Origin of the sequence: Methylobacterium platani (assembly GCF_001653715.1) — a bacterium.
Taxonomy (GTDB): Bacteria; Pseudomonadota; Alphaproteobacteria; order Rhizobiales; family Beijerinckiaceae; genus Methylobacterium; species Methylobacterium platani.
This window is the reverse complement of sequence record NZ_LWHQ01000010.1, coordinates 98,795-114,328: the sequence shown is the minus strand read 5'-3', so window position 1 is coordinate 114,328 and position 15,534 is coordinate 98,795. Positions and strand designations below refer to the sequence as shown.

General features: G+C 71.0%; 10 protein-coding genes. 2 read left to right on the top strand and 8 right to left on the bottom strand.

Annotated features, from left to right (window positions below):
* Window positions 1-384: 384 nt before the first annotated feature.
* The 6 genes from addB to ahcY all read right to left on the bottom strand — a co-directional run bounded on the left by addB (window position 385) and on the right by ahcY (window position 10,859).
* The gene (gene addB, locus A5481_RS05165) at window positions 385-3,528 is read right to left on the bottom strand and encodes a double-strand break repair protein AddB (RefSeq protein WP_048437554.1); all 3,144 of its coding nucleotides are present in this window, start codon (window positions 3,526-3,528) and stop codon (window positions 385-387) included.
* Window positions 3,525-4,022, bottom strand: a complete 498-nt coding sequence (locus tag A5481_RS05160) for a GNAT family N-acetyltransferase (protein WP_048437555.1) — start codon at window positions 4,020-4,022, stop codon at window positions 3,525-3,527. Before A5481_RS05160 ends, addB begins: the two co-directional genes overlap by 4 nt.
* Before the next feature lie 70 nt (window positions 4,023-4,092).
* Window positions 4,093-4,836, bottom strand: coding sequence for a nucleotidyltransferase family protein (locus tag A5481_RS05155; RefSeq protein WP_048437556.1), 744 nt, complete (start codon window positions 4,834-4,836; stop codon window positions 4,093-4,095).
* Between the two features lie 24 nt (window positions 4,837-4,860).
* Window positions 4,861-6,393, bottom strand: a complete 1,533-nt coding sequence (tsaE, locus tag A5481_RS05150; protein WP_197514145.1) for a tRNA (adenosine(37)-N6)-threonylcarbamoyltransferase complex ATPase subunit type 1 TsaE — start codon at window positions 6,391-6,393, stop codon at window positions 4,861-4,863.
* Between the two features lie 216 nt (window positions 6,394-6,609).
* Window positions 6,610-9,081 (bottom strand): sensor histidine kinase, encoded by a 2,472-nt coding sequence (locus A5481_RS05145; RefSeq protein WP_048437558.1) that lies wholly within the window; start codon window positions 9,079-9,081, stop codon window positions 6,610-6,612.
* Window positions 9,082-9,452: 371 nt separating this feature from the next.
* On the bottom strand, window positions 9,453-10,859 hold the full coding sequence (gene ahcY / locus A5481_RS05140; protein WP_048437559.1) for an adenosylhomocysteinase: 1,407 nt from the start codon (window positions 10,857-10,859) through the stop codon (window positions 9,453-9,455).
* Between the two features lie 215 nt (window positions 10,860-11,074).
* On the opposite strand from ahcY, the gene A5481_RS05135 reads away from it, so the two are divergent.
* The gene (locus tag A5481_RS05135) at window positions 11,075-12,718 is read left to right on the top strand and encodes an ABC transporter substrate-binding protein (RefSeq protein WP_048437560.1); all 1,644 of its coding nucleotides are present in this window, start codon (window positions 11,075-11,077) and stop codon (window positions 12,716-12,718) included.
* A 283-nt stretch (window positions 12,719-13,001) separates the two neighbouring features.
* On the top strand, window positions 13,002-13,817 hold the full coding sequence (locus A5481_RS32145) for a GIY-YIG nuclease family protein (RefSeq protein WP_082173629.1): 816 nt from the start codon (window positions 13,002-13,004) through the stop codon (window positions 13,815-13,817).
* A 33-nt stretch (window positions 13,818-13,850) separates the two neighbouring features.
* Here A5481_RS32145 and A5481_RS05130 read toward each other — a convergent pair whose 3' ends face one another.
* Window positions 13,851-14,600, bottom strand: coding sequence for a pseudouridine synthase (locus A5481_RS05130; protein WP_082173630.1), 750 nt, complete (start codon window positions 14,598-14,600; stop codon window positions 13,851-13,853).
* Between the two features lie 10 nt (window positions 14,601-14,610).
* On the bottom strand, window positions 14,611-15,534 hold the full coding sequence (locus A5481_RS05125) for a class I SAM-dependent methyltransferase (protein WP_048437561.1): 924 nt from the start codon (window positions 15,532-15,534) through the stop codon (window positions 14,611-14,613).

Sequence of the window (15,534 nt, the reverse complement as noted above, 5' to 3'; positions counted from 1 at the left end):
GTGGCGGCGGGGGCACAGGGATATTCCTCCGCTCTCGCCCGCCGAAAGAGGCGCGGGATCAACCCTCCTGCCCTTCCCTGCACAAGGCTGTCCGGGGAAAAGTTCGAGACGAGACGAGCGCGGGTTTCCCCCTCTCCCCGCGGGCGGGGGGGGAGGGCCGCGCCCCCCTTGTCGGGGGCGCGGCAAGCGTAGGCGCAGCCGGAGCGAAGGTGAGGGGGTGTCTCCGGATGAGCCTCCTCCGGAAACACCCCCTCACCCCCGCCCTGCGGGCTTCCTGAGCCCCTTCGGAGCTCAGGCCTCTCCCCGCCCGCGGGGAGAGGGGAAACCCACGCCTTTTCCTTTCCCCGGACAGCCCTGCGTCGAGGGTTCAACCCACGCGCGCCCTCACTCCTCCCCGTCGATCAGCGACCATTCCCTGACCCGCGCCAGGTGGTCGTAATCCGAGTAGGCCTTGGCGTATTTCGGGTAGGGCCGCGACAGGTAGGACGCCTCGCCGGCCATGAACGCCCCGACGAGCCGGCGCAGGCCCGCGACATGGGCCTCGACCAGCTCGGGCAGGTCGCGCCCGTCGCCGCGGGGCGCCTTGAGCGGGACCGGGTCGAGGGGCGTCTTGCCGCCGCCGGCGCGGATGTAGAGGAGGTCCGGCGTCCCGGCGGTGGGCGGCAGGCCCTTGAAGGCGCCGGCGCGCAGCATCGCGGCCTCGAGCGTCAGCTGAGGCGAGAAGCCGGCGAAGACCTCGCGGGCGCTCGGCGGCTGGCCGGTCTTGAAGTCGATGATCGTGTGGCCGCCGTCCCGGCGGGTCTCGATCCGGTCGGCGCGGGCGCGCAGCGTCAGGACGTGGCCGCCCGGGATGTCGAGGGCCCAGCGCCCGCCGGTCTCGGCATCGACGCGCCGCAGGCCGGGGCGGCGCTCGGCCTCCCAGGCCAGGAACGCCTCGGCAAGGCGCACGAAGCGCGGCCACCACTCGGCGTAGAGTTCCGGATAGGCGTCCGAGATCGGCGCGAAGGCGTTGGCGGCGAGCGCGTAGAGGACCTGCTCGGCCTCGTCGAGGGCCGGCAGGGCTTCCGGAAAGCGCTCGGCGAAGCCGCCGAGCACGTCGTGCACGATGGTGCCGCGGTCGCTGGCGCTCGGCTGCACCGCCACCGGTTCGAGGGCGTCGAGGCCGAGCACGTGGCGGGCGAAGATCCCGTAGGGATCGCGCACCAGGGTCTCGATCTCGGTGACGCTGAGCGAGCGCGGGAACAGGGCCGGGTCGGGCCGGGGCGCCGGGCGGCGCAGGCGCGGCGGCACGGGGGCGGTGCCGGCATCGATCGCGGCGGCGAGCGCCCGGAAGCGCTGCCCGCCCTGAACGAGCTCCCCCCACCTCTCCTCGCCCGAGAAGGCGCGCAGCCGCTGCAGGAAGCGCGACGGCACGGTCGGCGCGCCCTCGCGCTTGTGCGCCCGGGTGACGATCGCGTCGGGGCAGCCCAGCGCCTGGACGAAGTCGTGCGCGGTCTGGCCGAGGCGCCGCTCCGGCGGGGCGAGGCCGACGCGGCCGCGCATCGGCCGGTTGAGGAAGGCGTCGGTCTCGGCCTTGGGTGGCCAGACCCCCTCGTCGAGGCCGCCGAGCACCACCCGGTCGACGGAGAGGAGCCGCGCCTCGAGCAGGCCGAGGATGCGCAGCCGCGGGTGCGGGCTGGCGTTGCGCCGCGACACCACCCGCTCGCGCGCGAGCGCGGTGAAGAAGGCGGGATAGTCCGAGAAGCGACCGGCGAGCAGGCCCGGCTCGGCCAGTTCCATGTCGTCGAACAGCGCGTCGAGCACCGCCACGGAGGCGTCGGGCTCGGCATCGGCATCCGGCTCGTCCTCCTCGGCGCCCGCCATCAGGAGGTCGCAGGCGGCGCGATGGCGCTTCGCGACGGCGATCAGGTCGTCGGGCGCGTCGTCCTCGTCGGCGACGAAGTCGCGGAAGGCGACCGAGAGGCGCAGCAGCAGGTCCTCGGCCGCGTCCCACTCCTCGGCGCCGAGGCGCCGGCGCGGGCGCGGATCGCGCGGGCGGTCCTCGGTCCGGGCGAGGCTCAGAGCCTCGGCGATGCCCGAGAACCCCTTGGCGGGGGCAGGACCGCGCAAGCACCCGATCTCCAGCGCGCTCGCCGCCCGCTCCACCTCCGCCCGGGTCAGGCCGAGGCGCACCAGCGGGTGGGCGAGGAGCGCCAGCACCCGCTCGGGCTTGGCGTCGAGCACCGCGACGTCGGCGGCGAGCCGCGCCAGGCGCCCGGCCGGGCTGCGGGCGAGCGGCTCGCCGGCGGAATCGTCGGCGACGATGTCCCAGCGGCGCAGCTCGGCGGCGACCCGCAGCGCGAGCGCCCGGTCCGGGGTGATGAGGGCGGCCGTCCGCCCGGGCCGCTCCAGCGCCTCGCGCAGGGCGACCGCGATGGCCAGCGCCTCCTCGCGCTCGTCGGCGGCCTCGACCACCCGGATCCCGGCGGCGCCGTCGCGGGCGAGCGCCCGGCGGACGGCCGGATCGAGATCGGCCCAGGCATCGGTAGTCTCGGCGGGGCGCAGGGCCTGCGACAGCAGCGCCGCCCGGGCCGCCGCGGCGGCGTCCGGGCTGCCGAGGGGGGCGATGTCGGCCCGGTCGAGGGCGAGGAATCCCTTGCCGACCAGGCGGTGGAGCACCGCCTGCGGGTGGGCGTGCGCCGCCGCCTCGCCGTCGCCGCCCGGGTCGATCGCGGCCCAGCCGGCGGCGTCGAGGTCGCGGTCGAGGCCCGGCAGCACCACGGCGCCGCGGGGCAATCGCGCGATCGCCGCGATGAGGCGGGCGGTGGCCGGCACCGAGCCGGTCGAGCCGGCGACGATCACCGGCTCGGCCGGGCGCTCGCGGGTGAGGCGCGCGGCCTCGGCCAGCACCAGGGCACGGCCGCGCTCGACCGGGTCGGCGACGCCGCGCGCGGCCAGGATCTTCGGCCAGTGCTCGGCGGCGATGCGCACGAAGTCGAGGGTCAGCGAGAAGTAGCGCGAATGCTCGGCCTCGACGGCGCCGGCGATGTCGTCCCAGGGCAGGCCCTCGACGGTGAGGCTGTCCATCAGCCCTTCCAGGTCGGCGGCGAGGCCGATCGCGTCGGCGGGGGAGGACGGCACCCGGAACGGTACCTCGTCGCCGAGCGGCAGGAGCTGGCGGTCGACGGTGCCGGCCCAGGCCTGGACCAGGCGCGCCAGGATCAGCCGGCGCTCGAGGGCGGGGATCGGCGGCCGCAGGACCTCGTCGCGGCGCTCGCCGGGTGGTGCCGACAGCAGGTCGAGCTCGGCCTCGTCGGCCTCGCCGAGCGGCACCATGCGGGGCAGGAGCGCCGCCGGGCCGCATTCCCGCGCCAGGATCGCCGCGAGCGCCCGGGCGGCGCGGCGGGTCGGCAGGTAGAGCGTGACCGCGGCAAGGCCGAACGGCCCGCCGGCGAGGTCGCCGACGAGGCGGCCCGACAGCAGCGCCTCGGCGAGCGTATCGAGGAAGGGTACCCCCGGCGGGATGGTGAAGACGTGCTCCCCGCTCACCGCGCGACCCCGCGCAGGAGGTAGCGCACGGTCTTCGTGCCCTGGTGGATCGCGGCCGTGCCGACCTCCCGGAAGCCGAGGGCGGCGTGGAAGGCGTCGGAGCCCGGGTTCGGCGGCACGCGGTTGACCTCGCAGGCGATCCGCTCGTGGCCCGCGCTCGCGGCCCGGGCGAACAGGGTCTCGTAGAGCGCGCGGGCGAGCCCGCGGCCGCGCGCGGCCGGCGCCGTGACGATCCGGTCGACGTAGACGAAGCCCGGGTAGCGGCCTTGGAACCAGCGGAAATTCGGGCTGGCGTAGGAGGCGTCCTGGTCGAGGGCGATCAGGAAGGCGGCGAGGCCGCCCGGGCCGGTGACGGCGGCAGCCAGGAAGGACTGGTCGATCAGGGCGCGCAGGGCCGGTTCGTCGAGGTGCGAGGTCTCGGCGGCGTTGGCGGCGTTGAGGGCCAGAACCGCGTCGAGGTCGTCGAGGGGATGAAGCGAGAAACCGGGGAGCATGCGGGGTCCGCGCGAGCGTGTCGACTGACGAAGGAGCGCCCCCTCCCCCTTGTGGGGAGGGAAGAGCCGATCACGGCTGCGTCGCGCTGGCCTTCACCCGCTCCTCGGCGTCGCGCAGGGCCTCGGGCGTACCGACATGGAGCCACTGGCCGTCGAGGCGAAGCCCGAACAGGCGTTCGGCCGCGATGGCGCGGTCGAACAGCAGGTTGAGCGAGAACGAGCCCTCCGGCGTGTCGGCGAACAGCCCGGGCTTCAGGATCGCCACGCCGGCATAGACGAAGGGCGAGACCTCTCGCTCGGCCCTGCGGGCCAGGCGGCCCTCCTTGTCCATGTGGAAGTCGCCCGGGCCGTCATAGCCGAGGCTGGTCGCCGCGGAGGCGAGCAGCAGCAGCATGTCCATCCGCTCCGGGTCCCAGGCGGCGACGAGGCGGCGGAGATTCGGCTGCGGGCCTTCGAGCCAGAACGAATCGGAGTTCAGCACCATGAACGGCGCGGCCCCGAGGAGCGGCAGCGCCTTCTTCACGCCGCCGCCGGTCTCGAGCAGCCGGTCGCGCTCGTCCGAGATCGTGATGCGCGGGCCCGCGCGCCGGCGCACCAGATGCGCCTCCATCAGGTCGGCGAGGTAGTGCACGTTCACCACCGCCTCCGGGATCCCGGCCTCGGCGATCCGGTCGAGGGCGTAGTCGACGAGCGACTTGCCGGCGACCTCGACCAGGGGCTTCGGGGTGGTGACGGTGATCGGGCGCATGCGCTTGCCGAGGCCCGCGGCCAGCACGAAGGCACGCATCACGGCGGAGCTTGGGGAATCGGTCATCGCGGCTGGGTTTCGTCGGAACGATCAGGGCTCGGTGGGGCAGAGGCGCGGCAGGTGCTCGGCGTACCAGGCGCGCACGCCGGCGAGCGCCGGGTGGGCGAGGTTGCGGGCGAGGTATCCCTCGATGCGCGGCAGGTGGGCGAGGTAGCCCGGCTTGCCGTCGCGCCGGTCGAGGCGGGCGAAGATGCCGAGGATCTTGGTGGCGCGTTGCGCCGCCAGCACCGCGTAGGCGCGGGCGAAGCCCTGCATGTCGAACTCGGCGTCGCGCAGTTTCCGCTCGCGGGCGTAGAGGCCGAGCAGGCGCAGCTCGAACTCGGCGCTGGCGTCGACCCGGGCATCCTGCAGCAGCGAGGCGACGTCGTAGGCCGGATGCCCCAGGACCGCGTCCTGGAAGTCGATCAGGCCGATGCGCTCGATCCCGTCGCGGTCCGGCAGCCAGATCAGGTTGGGCGAGTGGTAGTCGCGCAGGGTCCAGGTCCGGGCCTCGGATTCGAGGCCCTCGAGCGCCTCGCTCCAGGCCGCGACGAAGGCGGCCCGCGCCGCCGGCGGCAGCGGGGAATTGGCCACGTAGGGTGCGTACCATTCGGGCAGGAGCTCGGCCTCGAACAGCAGCGCCTCGCGGTCGTAGGGCGGCAGCACGTGGTCGCGGCCCTCGGCCACCGGCAGGACGGAGGGCAGGCTCGTGCCGTGCAGGCGCGCCAGCACCTTCACGGCCTCGGCGTAGCGCTCGGGCCGCGGCCCGTTCTGGTCGGCCACCGGCTCGGTGCCGAGATCCTCGAGGATCAGGATCCCCGCCTCCAGGTCCTCGCCGAGGATCTTCGGCGCCGAGAGGCCGAGCGCCCGCAGGCCGCGATCGAGCGCCACGAAGGCGTGCACGCTCTCGGCGAGGTGCACGATGGCGCTGTAGGGCTTGCCGTCCCGCACCGGCGGCCCGTCGGCCCTGGGCGGCGAGATCATCAGCACCGCCTTGGCGCCGTCCGGATTGACCAGGCGCTCGTAGGACCGGCTCGAGGCGTCGCCCTGCATGTGGAAGCGCTCGGCCTCGCCCCAGCCGGAGCGGTCGAGGAGGACGCGCAGCGCCCGGGCGCGCATCAGCCGGCCGCCCAGGCCCCCGCCGCCGATCAGGCGGGCAAGGCGGGCGTCGTCGCCGAATTCGGGCTTGAGGGAGAGGTCGATGGCGAGCGTCGGGCCGTGGCGCGGCGGCAGCCGGTCGGGCCACTCGACGAGGGCGATCGCGCGCTCGGTCAGCTCGTCGAAGCCGAGCTCGACCAGCTCGTCGGGCCCGCGCAGGCGGTACAGGTCGGCATGGACGACCGCCTGCCCGGTCCGGCCCTCGTAGGGCTGGACGAGGGTGAAGGTCGGACTCGGCACCTCGAGATCCGGGTCGCCGACGATCTCGCGGATCACCGCCCGGGCCAGCGTCGTCTTGCCGCCGCCGAGCCCGCCGGAGAGCGCCACCAGGTCGCCGGGCCGCAGGATCTCGGCGAGGAAGCGGCCGAGATCCTCGGTCGCGCTCTCGTCCGGCAGCACGATCTCCCAGGGTGTGCGCTCGGCCATGCCCTCCTGGTCCACTCCGCCATCCTCGCTCACGGGCCCGTCAGGGGCGTCGGGCCCCGTGATAGCCCATGAACCTTAACCTTTCCCGGACGGGGCCGGGGCCTCGCGCCGGGCCTTGCGACGAAGCGCCCGACACGACGCGGCCAGAGTGCCGGAATTTCCCGTTTCCGTCACCCGCCGGCACGAAAGGTCAGGACGCGGCGGCCGCGCTGCCGGCTACTCGGCCGCCGCCAGATGGGCCTCGCCGTCGCCGACCGGGAAGGTGCAGGCGACCCGGGTGCCGGCCCCGGGCGACGAGGCGATGTCGATGCGCCCGCCATGCAGCTCGACGAAGGAGCGCACGATCGACAGGCCGAGGCCCACGCCGCGGTGGCGGGTGCCGAGCGTGTTGCTCTCGAAGCGCTCGAACACCCGCGCCATCACCTCGGGCGGCATGCCGCGGCCCTGGTCGATCACCTCGAGCACCAGGCTCTCGCCGTCCTTGCGGGCGCAGACCCGGACCTGCTGGCCCGGGGCCGAGAAGCCGACCGCGTTGGAGAGCAGGTTGAACAGGATCTGGCGGATCCGCTTGCCGTCGGCGACGAAGCTGCCGATGTCGGCCGGCACGTCGAGGACGAGGGCGATGTCGGCCTCGGCGAGGCGGTCGCCGATGCCCCGCACCGCCGCCGCGATGGTGGCCTGCACGTCGACCCGCTCGCGCGTCAGTTCCATCGAGCCGGCATCGATCGAGGCGAGGTCGAGGATGTCGTTGATGATGACGAGGAGCGCCGCCGAGGAGCGCATGATGTGGTCGGCGTATTCGCGCTGGCGCGGGTTCAGCGCCCCGACGGTCTCGTCGCCGAGGAGCTCGGTGAAGCCGATGATGTTGGTGAGCGGCGAGCGCAGCTCGTAGGAGACGTGGTGCACGAACTCGTCGCGAAGCCGCGTCGTGCGCTCCAGCGCCTCGTTCTTGTCGGTCAGCGCCCGCTCGACGTTGACGCTCGCCGTCACGTCGATGTGGGTGAGCAGCGTCGCGCCGTCCGGCAGCGGCTCGGCGGCGCAGTCGAGCATGGTGCCGTCGGCGAGCGCGAGCCGGCAGGCGAGGCCGCGGCGGGCGTCGACGAGGCCCGTCACCGCCTCGCGGATCCGCGTCCACGGCTCCTCGGCCGGGCTCAAGGTGCGGCAGACCGCGATCACCTGGTCGATGTGGGGCTGGACCTCCAGCATCTCCGGGGCGATGCGCCAGACCTGGGTGAAGGCGCGGTTGGCGAATTTCAGCCGCCCGTCGGTGCCGAACACCGCCACCGGCTCGCGCAGGGTGTCGAGCGTCTCGCTCTGCACCTGCATCAGCACGTTGTAGCGCGATTCGAGGTGGACCCGCTCGGACACGTCCTCGAACAGGTAGGTCAGCCCCCCTTGCGGGTTCGGGTCGGCCAGCACGCGCAGGGTCCGGCCGTCCGGCAGGTGCCACCAGGTCTCCTGCGCCTCCGCCGCCCGGTAGGCGGCGAGCACCCCGGACTTCCAGGTGCGGAAATCCGCCTGCTCGGGCAGCTTGCGGGCGTTGCGCAGGGCGTCGAGGATCTCGCCGTCGAGGGGCCGGGTCTCCAGGAAGGCGGGATCGAGGTCCCAGAGCTGGCGGTAGGCGGCGTTGTGGAAGATCAGCTGCTGGCGCGCGTCGAACATCGCGACGGCCGTGGGCAGCTGGTCGAGGGTGCGGACGTTGGCGTCCATCTGGCGCTGCAGGTCGGCGCGCACGCTCTCGAGCTCCGAGACGTCGACCGCGATGCCGACGGTGCCGGCCTCGGTCCCGACCTCGGTGACGTCGAGGGTGCGGCGCGCGCCCGCCACCACGGCGGAGACCCGCAGCGGGCCGCTGCCGCCCCGGGAGCGGCGGCGCTCGGCCTCCTCGCGGGCCGTGCGTTCGAGAAGCTCCGCCCCCTCGCGCACCGCGCGGGCGACGTCGCCGGCCTCCGCCGCCGCGACGTAGGCGGCATTGGCCCAGGCGAGCCGCCCGTCGCGGCCGCGGCGCCAGACCGGCTGCGGGATCGCGTCGAGGAGGCCGGCGAGCGCCGACAGGCCGTGGCGGGCCTCCTCCAGGGTGGTGCGCAGCTCGATCAGCTCCTGGCGCTCGCCGGTGAGCTCGCGCAGGCGCAGGAGCGCCTGGCCGCCCACCGCCTGGCCCTGCGCCTCGATGGTGCGGCCCTGGGGCGTGTGGACGGTGCGGCGGAAGCGCTCGCCGCGGCCGCGCAAGGATTCGACCGCGAGGTCGAGGGCGGCGGCGTCCTGCGGCACGAGCCAGGACCCGAAGGCGAGCACCCGCCGGGCGGCCCCCGGCCGGGCGCCGTCCGCGGTCAGGCCGACATCGCCCTCGATCCGCGGCTCGCCGCGGGAATCCCAGGTCACCACCACCTGCGGTTCGGAGCCGAGCAGCAGCTCGGCCCGGTCGTGGGCGCCGCGCAGCTCGGCGAGCTCCGCGTTCAGGGTGTGCTCGCGCCGCGCCCAGCGGGCGCGCTCGCGCAGGTAGATCAGCGACAGGATCGTGGCGAAGATCGTCAGGCCGATCAGCACCGCGAAGCCCACGGCGTTGTGCGCGTGCAGGCCCGGGGCGGTCTCGGCCGCCTGGGCGGCGGCCGCGAGGCCGAGTGCGCCACCCAAGATGCCGGCGCCCGCGCGGCCGCCGAGCCGTCGCGGCGTTCGTCCAACCCCCATGATCCGTCCGTCTCCACGCGAACCGGCGCGCCGCTCCTCGACCGGACCGGCACGCCTCGCCACCTCAACGCTACGCCACGATGAACGCCGGGAGCCGCCCGCGACCGCGGGCGCCTCCCCTCCCCAGAGATTCGACGGCGAGTTTAGCGCGGCGCGGATTCGGCCCGGAAGGGGTGAATTGGGGGCAAGCCCGCGGCGCCCGCACGGAGCACCGTCAAGAGCACAGAAATGCCACACCTGTGACAGAACAAAGTCGGAACATCGGCATTGTGCGGTCGGTACAACCGCCGGGTCGAAGCGTGCACGCAAAAAGAAGAGCCCGGCCTCGCGGCCGGGCTCCCCTCTCCCATCACGGCGTGACTGGGCCCTGATCAGTACCGATAGTGATCGGGCTTGAACGGACCGTTCTGCTTGACGCCGATATAGGCGGCCTGGTCCTCGCGCAGCTTGGTCAGCTTGACGCCGATCTTCTCGAGATGCAGCGCCGCGACCTTCTCGTCGAGGGCCTTGGGCAGGGTGAAGACGCTCTTCTCGTACTTGCCCGGGTTGGTCCAGAGCTCGATCTGGGCCAGCGTCTGGTTGGTGAACGAGGCCGACATCACGAAGGACGGGTGGCCCATGGCGTTGCCGAGGTTCACCAGCCGGCCCTCCGACAGGAGGATGATGCGGTGGCCGTCGGCGAACTCGATCTCGTCGACCTGCGGCTTGATGTTCTGCCACTTCAGGTTCTTGAGACCCGCGACCTGGATCTCGTTGTCGAAGTGGCCGATGTTGCAGACGATGGCCCGGTCCTTCATCGCCCGCATGTGGTCGAGGGTGATGACGTCCTTGTTGCCGGTCGCGGTCACGAAGATGTCGGCGCGCGGGGCGGCGTCCTCCATCGTGGTGACCTCGTAGCCCTCCATCGCGGCCTGGAGCGCGCAGATCGGGTCGACCTCGGAGACCAGCACGCGGCAGCCGGCGTTGCGCAAGCTGGCGGCCGAGCCCTTGCCGACGTCGCCGAAGCCCGCCACCATCGCGACCTTGCCGGCCATCATCACGTCGGTGCCGCGGCGGATGCCGTCGACCAGCGACTCGCGGCAGCCGTAGAGGTTGTCGAACTTCGACTTCGTCACCGCGTCGTTGACGTTGATCGCCGGGAAGAGGAGCTTGCCCTCCTTGGCGAGCAGGTACAGGCGGTGCACGCCGGTGGTGGTCTCCTCCGAGACGCCCTTGATCGACTCGGCGAGACCCGCGAACCAGCCCTTCGGCTTCTCGGCCAGCATGCGCTTGAGGAGCGCGAAGAAGATCTCTTCCTCCTCCGAGCCCGGCTTGTCGAGGAAGGCGGTGTCGCCCTGCTCGGCCCGCAGGCCGAGATGCACGAACATCGTGGCGTCGCCGCCGTCGTCGAGGATCATGTTCGGCATGCCGCCGTCATGCCACTCGAACAGCTTGGCGGTGTAGTCCCAGTAATCCTTCAGGGTCTCGCCCTTGATGGCGAAGACCGGGATGCCGGCGGCGGCGATCGCGGCGGCGGCGTGGTCCTGGGTCGAGTAGATGTTGCACGATACCCAGCGCAGATCGGCGCCGAGAGCCTTCAGGGTCTCGATCAGCACCGCGGTCTGGATCGTCATGTGGAGCGAGCCGGCGATCTTGGCGCCCTTCAGCGGCTGGCTCGCGGCGTATTCCTCGCGCACGGCCATCAGGCCGGGCATCTCGGTCTCGGCGATCGCGATCTCCTTGCGGCCGAAATCGGCCAGGGCGATGTCCTTGACGATGTAGTCCTGCGTGCTCGGCATGGTCGGGCTCCCCGGTGCTGCTGGTTCGCCCGGGCCTATAGCAGCCCCCCGGCGGGGAGGCAATCAAGATATAAAGATGTCTTTATGCGACTGTCTCGACGGTGACCCGGCGGTCGCTCGCCGGATCCCGCGCCCTTGCGCGCTCCTTGCACGCCTCTTGCAGACGTCAGCTGCGTCACGCGGCCGGACGGGCCGCGCCATCCCGGGGTTCCTCGATGCGTCACGCCTCCCTCTCGCGCCGCCAGTGGCTCGCCGGAGCGTCCGCTCTCGCGGCGCTCGGGCCCACCGGCACCGCGCTCGCGCAAGGGACGGCCCCAGCCGGAGCGGCGGGCAAGCCTGCCGGCCAACTCACCTACGGGATCTCGCTGTTCGACCTGCCGCTCACCACCGGCCAGCCCGACCGGGGCGCGGGCGGCTACCAGTTCACCGGTCTCACCCTCTACGATCCCCTGGTCGCCTGGGAGCTCGACGTCGCCGACCGGCCGGGCCAGCTGGTGCCGGGCCTCGCGACCTCGTGGGAGAGCGATCCGGCCGACCGCCGCAACTGGGTCTTCCGCCTGCGCGACGGCGTGAGATTCCACGACGGGTCGGCGTTCGACGCCGACGCGGTGATCTGGAACTTCGACAAGGTTCTGGATGCCAAGGCGCCGCATTATGACCAGCGCCAGGCCTCGCAGGTGCGCCCGCGCCTGCCCTCGGTGGCGTCGTACCGGAAGCTCGACGCCATGACCGTCCAGGTCACCACCAAGGCGGTCGACGCGCTGTTTCCCTACCAGATGCTGTGGTTCCTGATCTCGTCGCCTGCGCAGTACGAGGCGGTCGGGCGCGACTGGACGAAGTTCGCGTTCCAGCCCTCCGGCACCGGCCCCTATCGGCTGGCCGCCCTGGTGCCGCGGGTGCGCCTGGATCTCGTCCCGAACGAGGCCTACTGGAACGCCAAGCGGATGCCCCGCCTCGCGAAGCTGACGCTCGCCTGCATCCCGGAGGACCTGGCGCGGGCGAACGCGCTGCTCTCCGGCAATGCCGACCTGATCGAGCTGCCCGCCCCCGACGCGGTGCCGCGGCTCAAGGGCGCCGGCATGCGGGTCGTCGGCAACGACACGCCGCATGTCTGGAACTACCACCTGTCGATGCTGGAGGGCAGCCCGTGGCGCGACCTGCGCCTGCGCAAGGCCGCCAACCTCGCGATCGACCGCGACGGCGTCGCGGCCTTGATGGGCGGCCTCGCGACGCCGGCCGTCGGGCAGGTGCAGCCGTCGAGCCCATGGTTCGGCAAGCCGGGCTTCACGATTCGGACCGACGTCGATCAGGCGCGCAAGCTGGTGGAGGAGGCGGGCTACTCGGTCCGGAACCCGCTGCGGACGACCTTCATCATCCCGACCGGTGGCTCGGGCCAGATGCTGTCGCTGCCGATCAACGAGTTCGTGCAGCAGGCGTGGGCCGAGGTCGGGATCTCGGTGGAGTTCCGGGCGGTCGAGCTGGAAGTCGCCTACACCGCCTGGCGCCAGGGCGCCGCCGACCCGTCGCTGAAGGGCGTCACCGGCAGCAACATCGCCTACGTCACCTCGGACCCGCTCTACGCCATCCTGCGCTTCTACGATTCGAAGCAGGTCGCGCCGACCGGCGTGAACTGGAGCCACTACCGCAACCCGGAGGTGGACCGGCTCTGCGACGCGGTACGGGCGAGCTTCGACCCGGCCGAGCAGGACCGGATGCTGGCGCGCATCCACGAGATCGTGGTCGACGACGCGGTGCAGGTCTGGGTCGTGCACGACACCAACCCGCACGCGCTGTCGGGGAAGGTGAAGGGGTATACGCAGGCGCAGCACTGGTTTCAGGATTTGACGACGCTGGGGTGAAGGAGCGGCTAGTCTAAGCGGAGCGCGTCGACTATGATCGTCAATCGGCGCGCAACCTAAAGCGAGAGGTCGTCGTGGAGGACGTGAAAAGCGTTAGGCAGCCGACTCAGGCCGAGATAATGAATCGGCTGCAGCGGGCATGGGATCTGGGCAAAGCCAGCGGGTCGGCAGGCGAGGTGAACTTCCACAGTCTTCGCCTTGAGGCACGTCAACGTATTTCACTGCTTTTTGACTCCGAGCGTTCCAAAAATTCCAGCCATAAAATGATGTGCAGAGATTGCAAATGCCCCTAAATATTCAATCAATTTTTGATATTGATGTTTTGTCAGACTACAAATTTCATGCTGCCCGATGGAACGGTGAGCATCAGCCGCTTGATGTCTTCACCCGCGACAGAGAGGATTGGATTGAATGGAACAGGTGGCGGGGACAGAAGGATGATTTCAATCGCCGGTATATCATCTCATTCATCGATTTTTATCAAGAGCGTTGGATCTGGCTCTTTGGTGGTATATTCGAGGTAATTGCGAGGCAGCCAACAGCCGGGCCGACTTATACAATTGCATCCTGTGATCGAGGCTCCGAGCTAATTGGACGATTAAAAATTCACCTCGAAATTGGGCGAGGCAAATCATTCCGCCTCGAAAATCTCATAGAAAAAATTAGCATAGCTGAAATATCGAAAGAACCATATTCAGGCGCCCCATTCAACGGGTTCGATAACGTAGTTTTGGATTTTACTGCATTAGAAACAATTATCAAGACTGACCGCTTGGATTGGAAAACAGCCCTGCAAAATGTGAAAGGCATTTATTTTATCGTCGATAAGAACACTGGAAAGAAATACGTTGGATCGGCATACAACGATGTCGGCATATGGTCGCGCTGGTCGGTTTATGTAGCAACCGGCCACGGATGGAACGCAGCCCTAGTCAATCTAACAGCCGAAAGAGGCATATCTTATGCCCGCGAACATTTTCGCATGACGTTGCTAGAAACCTGGCCCTATCGAACAGAAGACAAAATCATCCTCGAACGCGAATCTCACTGGAAAGAAGCGCTGTTGACTAGAGGAGATTTTGGATATAATCAAAATTAGAATACTGGAAAATTAAATTATGTAATCAAATTATTATCCGTCGCCAAACACCCGCGCCACATCCCCTTCCCCCATCACCCGGCACTGCCCGGGCTCCAGGTCGACCGGCAGGTCCAACGCCCCGACCCGATCCCGGTGCAGCGCCGTGACGTGGTTCCCCACAGCCGCGAACATCCGCCGGACCTGGTGGTAGCGCCCTTCCGTCAGGGTCACGGCGGCGCTCGTCGGGCCATGGACCTCCAGGGTGACCGGCAGCAGCGGCTTCTCCTCGCCCTCCAGCATCAGCGTGCCGGAGGAGAAGATCGCGCCCTCGTCGCCACGCAGGGGGCGGTCGAGCGTCACCTGATAGCGCTTCGAGACGCTGGCCTTCGGCGAGATGATCCGGTGCAAGAGCGCGCCGTCATCGGTCAGCAGCAGCAGCCCCGAAGTCTCCTTGTCGAGGCGGCCCACCGTCGAGAGCGGCGGCTCGCGGCGGCGCCAGCGCGGCGGCAGCAGGCTGTAGACCAGCGCGCCCGCCTCCTTGTGCGAGCAGGTGACACCGAGCGGCTTGTGCAGCATCAGGGCGAGCCCCGGCAGCGGGTCGAGGGCTTTGCCGCTGACGGTGAGGCGGGCCGGCAGGTCCGGATCCAGGGCGATGCGTTGGTCGGCGTCGCGCAAGGGGGCGCCGTCGAGCACCACTCTGCCGGCGCGGGCCAGCATCTGGATCTCGCGGCGCGAGCCGTAGCCGAGATTGGCGAGCAGCCGGTCGAGCCGGACCGACGCCACCTTCGCCTTCGCGCTCATCGCTCGCGGCTCATTTGCGCGCCTCGTGGATCTTGTAGCCGTGGGCCGATGCCCGCTGCGTCACCTCCTTGAACACCTCGCCCAGCGTCGCTTCGTAGGGCAGATGGGTGTTGGCGGTGAGCCAGAGCGTCCCGCCCGGCCGCAAGGCCGCGGCGGCGCGGCGGATGAAGGCCTGGCCGAGGGTCCGGTCCTCGGCGCCGCCATCGTGGAAGGGCGGGTTCATCACCACGAAGTCGAGGCGCTCGGGCACCGCATCGGCGGCGCGGGCATCGGCCCACGTCACCGTGACGCGGGGATCCCCGACGTTGCGCCGCGCCGCCTCGACCGCCCGACGATCGTTGTCGACGAGGGCGAGCGCCGTCACCTTGGGCGAGGCCAGGACCGCGTGGGCGAGGATGCCGAGGCCGCAGCCGAGATCGGCGCCGCGCCCGGACAGGGGCGGCATCGTCTCGATCAGTAGGGCGGTGCCGGGATCGATCCGGTTCCACGAGAAGATGCCGGGCTGCGTCCACAGGCCGAGACCGTCGTCGCGCCGCGGCGCGCCTTCGGCGATCGCCTCGTCGAGCCCGGTCGGCGCGTCGGGCCGCACGGTCCGGACGATGCGGTGGTGGCTCTTCGCGCTCTCGTCGAGGCGGCAGCCGAAGCTGGACAATTCGCGGGCGAGCCGCGACCCGCCCCTGTCCTTCGGCGCGAGCACCGTGAGGCTCGCGCCGGGCGCAAGCGCACGCAAGGCCAGCGCCAGGACGTGGCGGCGCTCCAGGGTGCCGGGCGGGGCCAGCATGGTCAGGCCGGGGAGCGACCTTTCGGCCAGTTCCTCCAGGGCGGCGCCGCCGGGCACCAGCGGCGAGAACTGCACCGCGCCGTCCGGGACGGCGGCGAGGTCGGCGGGCGGGTGGCCGTAGACGCCCGGCCGGGCGGAGATCGGGTCGGTCAC

Coding starts and splice junctions, on each gene's coding strand:
- tsaE (WP_197514145.1), bottom strand. CDS start 6,393: ATGGCCGAGCGCACACCCTGGGAGATCGTGCTGCCGGACGAGAGCGCG.
- A5481_RS05135 (WP_048437560.1), top strand. CDS start 11,075: ATGCGTCACGCCTCCCTCTCGCGCCGCCAGTGGCTCGCCGGAGCGTCC.
- A5481_RS05155 (WP_048437556.1), bottom strand. CDS start 4,836: ATGACCGATTCCCCAAGCTCCGCCGTGATGCGTGCCTTCGTGCTGGCC.
- A5481_RS05130 (WP_082173630.1), bottom strand. CDS start 14,600: ATGAGCGCGAAGGCGAAGGTGGCGTCGGTCCGGCTCGACCGGCTGCTC.
- ahcY (WP_048437559.1), bottom strand. CDS start 10,859: ATGCCGAGCACGCAGGACTACATCGTCAAGGACATCGCCCTGGCCGAT.
- A5481_RS05145 (WP_048437558.1), bottom strand. CDS start 9,081: ATGGGGGTTGGACGAACGCCGCGACGGCTCGGCGGCCGCGCGGGCGCC.
- A5481_RS05160 (WP_048437555.1), bottom strand. CDS start 4,022: ATGCTCCCCGGTTTCTCGCTTCATCCCCTCGACGACCTCGACGCGGTT.
- A5481_RS32145 (WP_082173629.1), top strand. CDS start 13,002: ATGCCCCTAAATATTCAATCAATTTTTGATATTGATGTTTTGTCAGAC.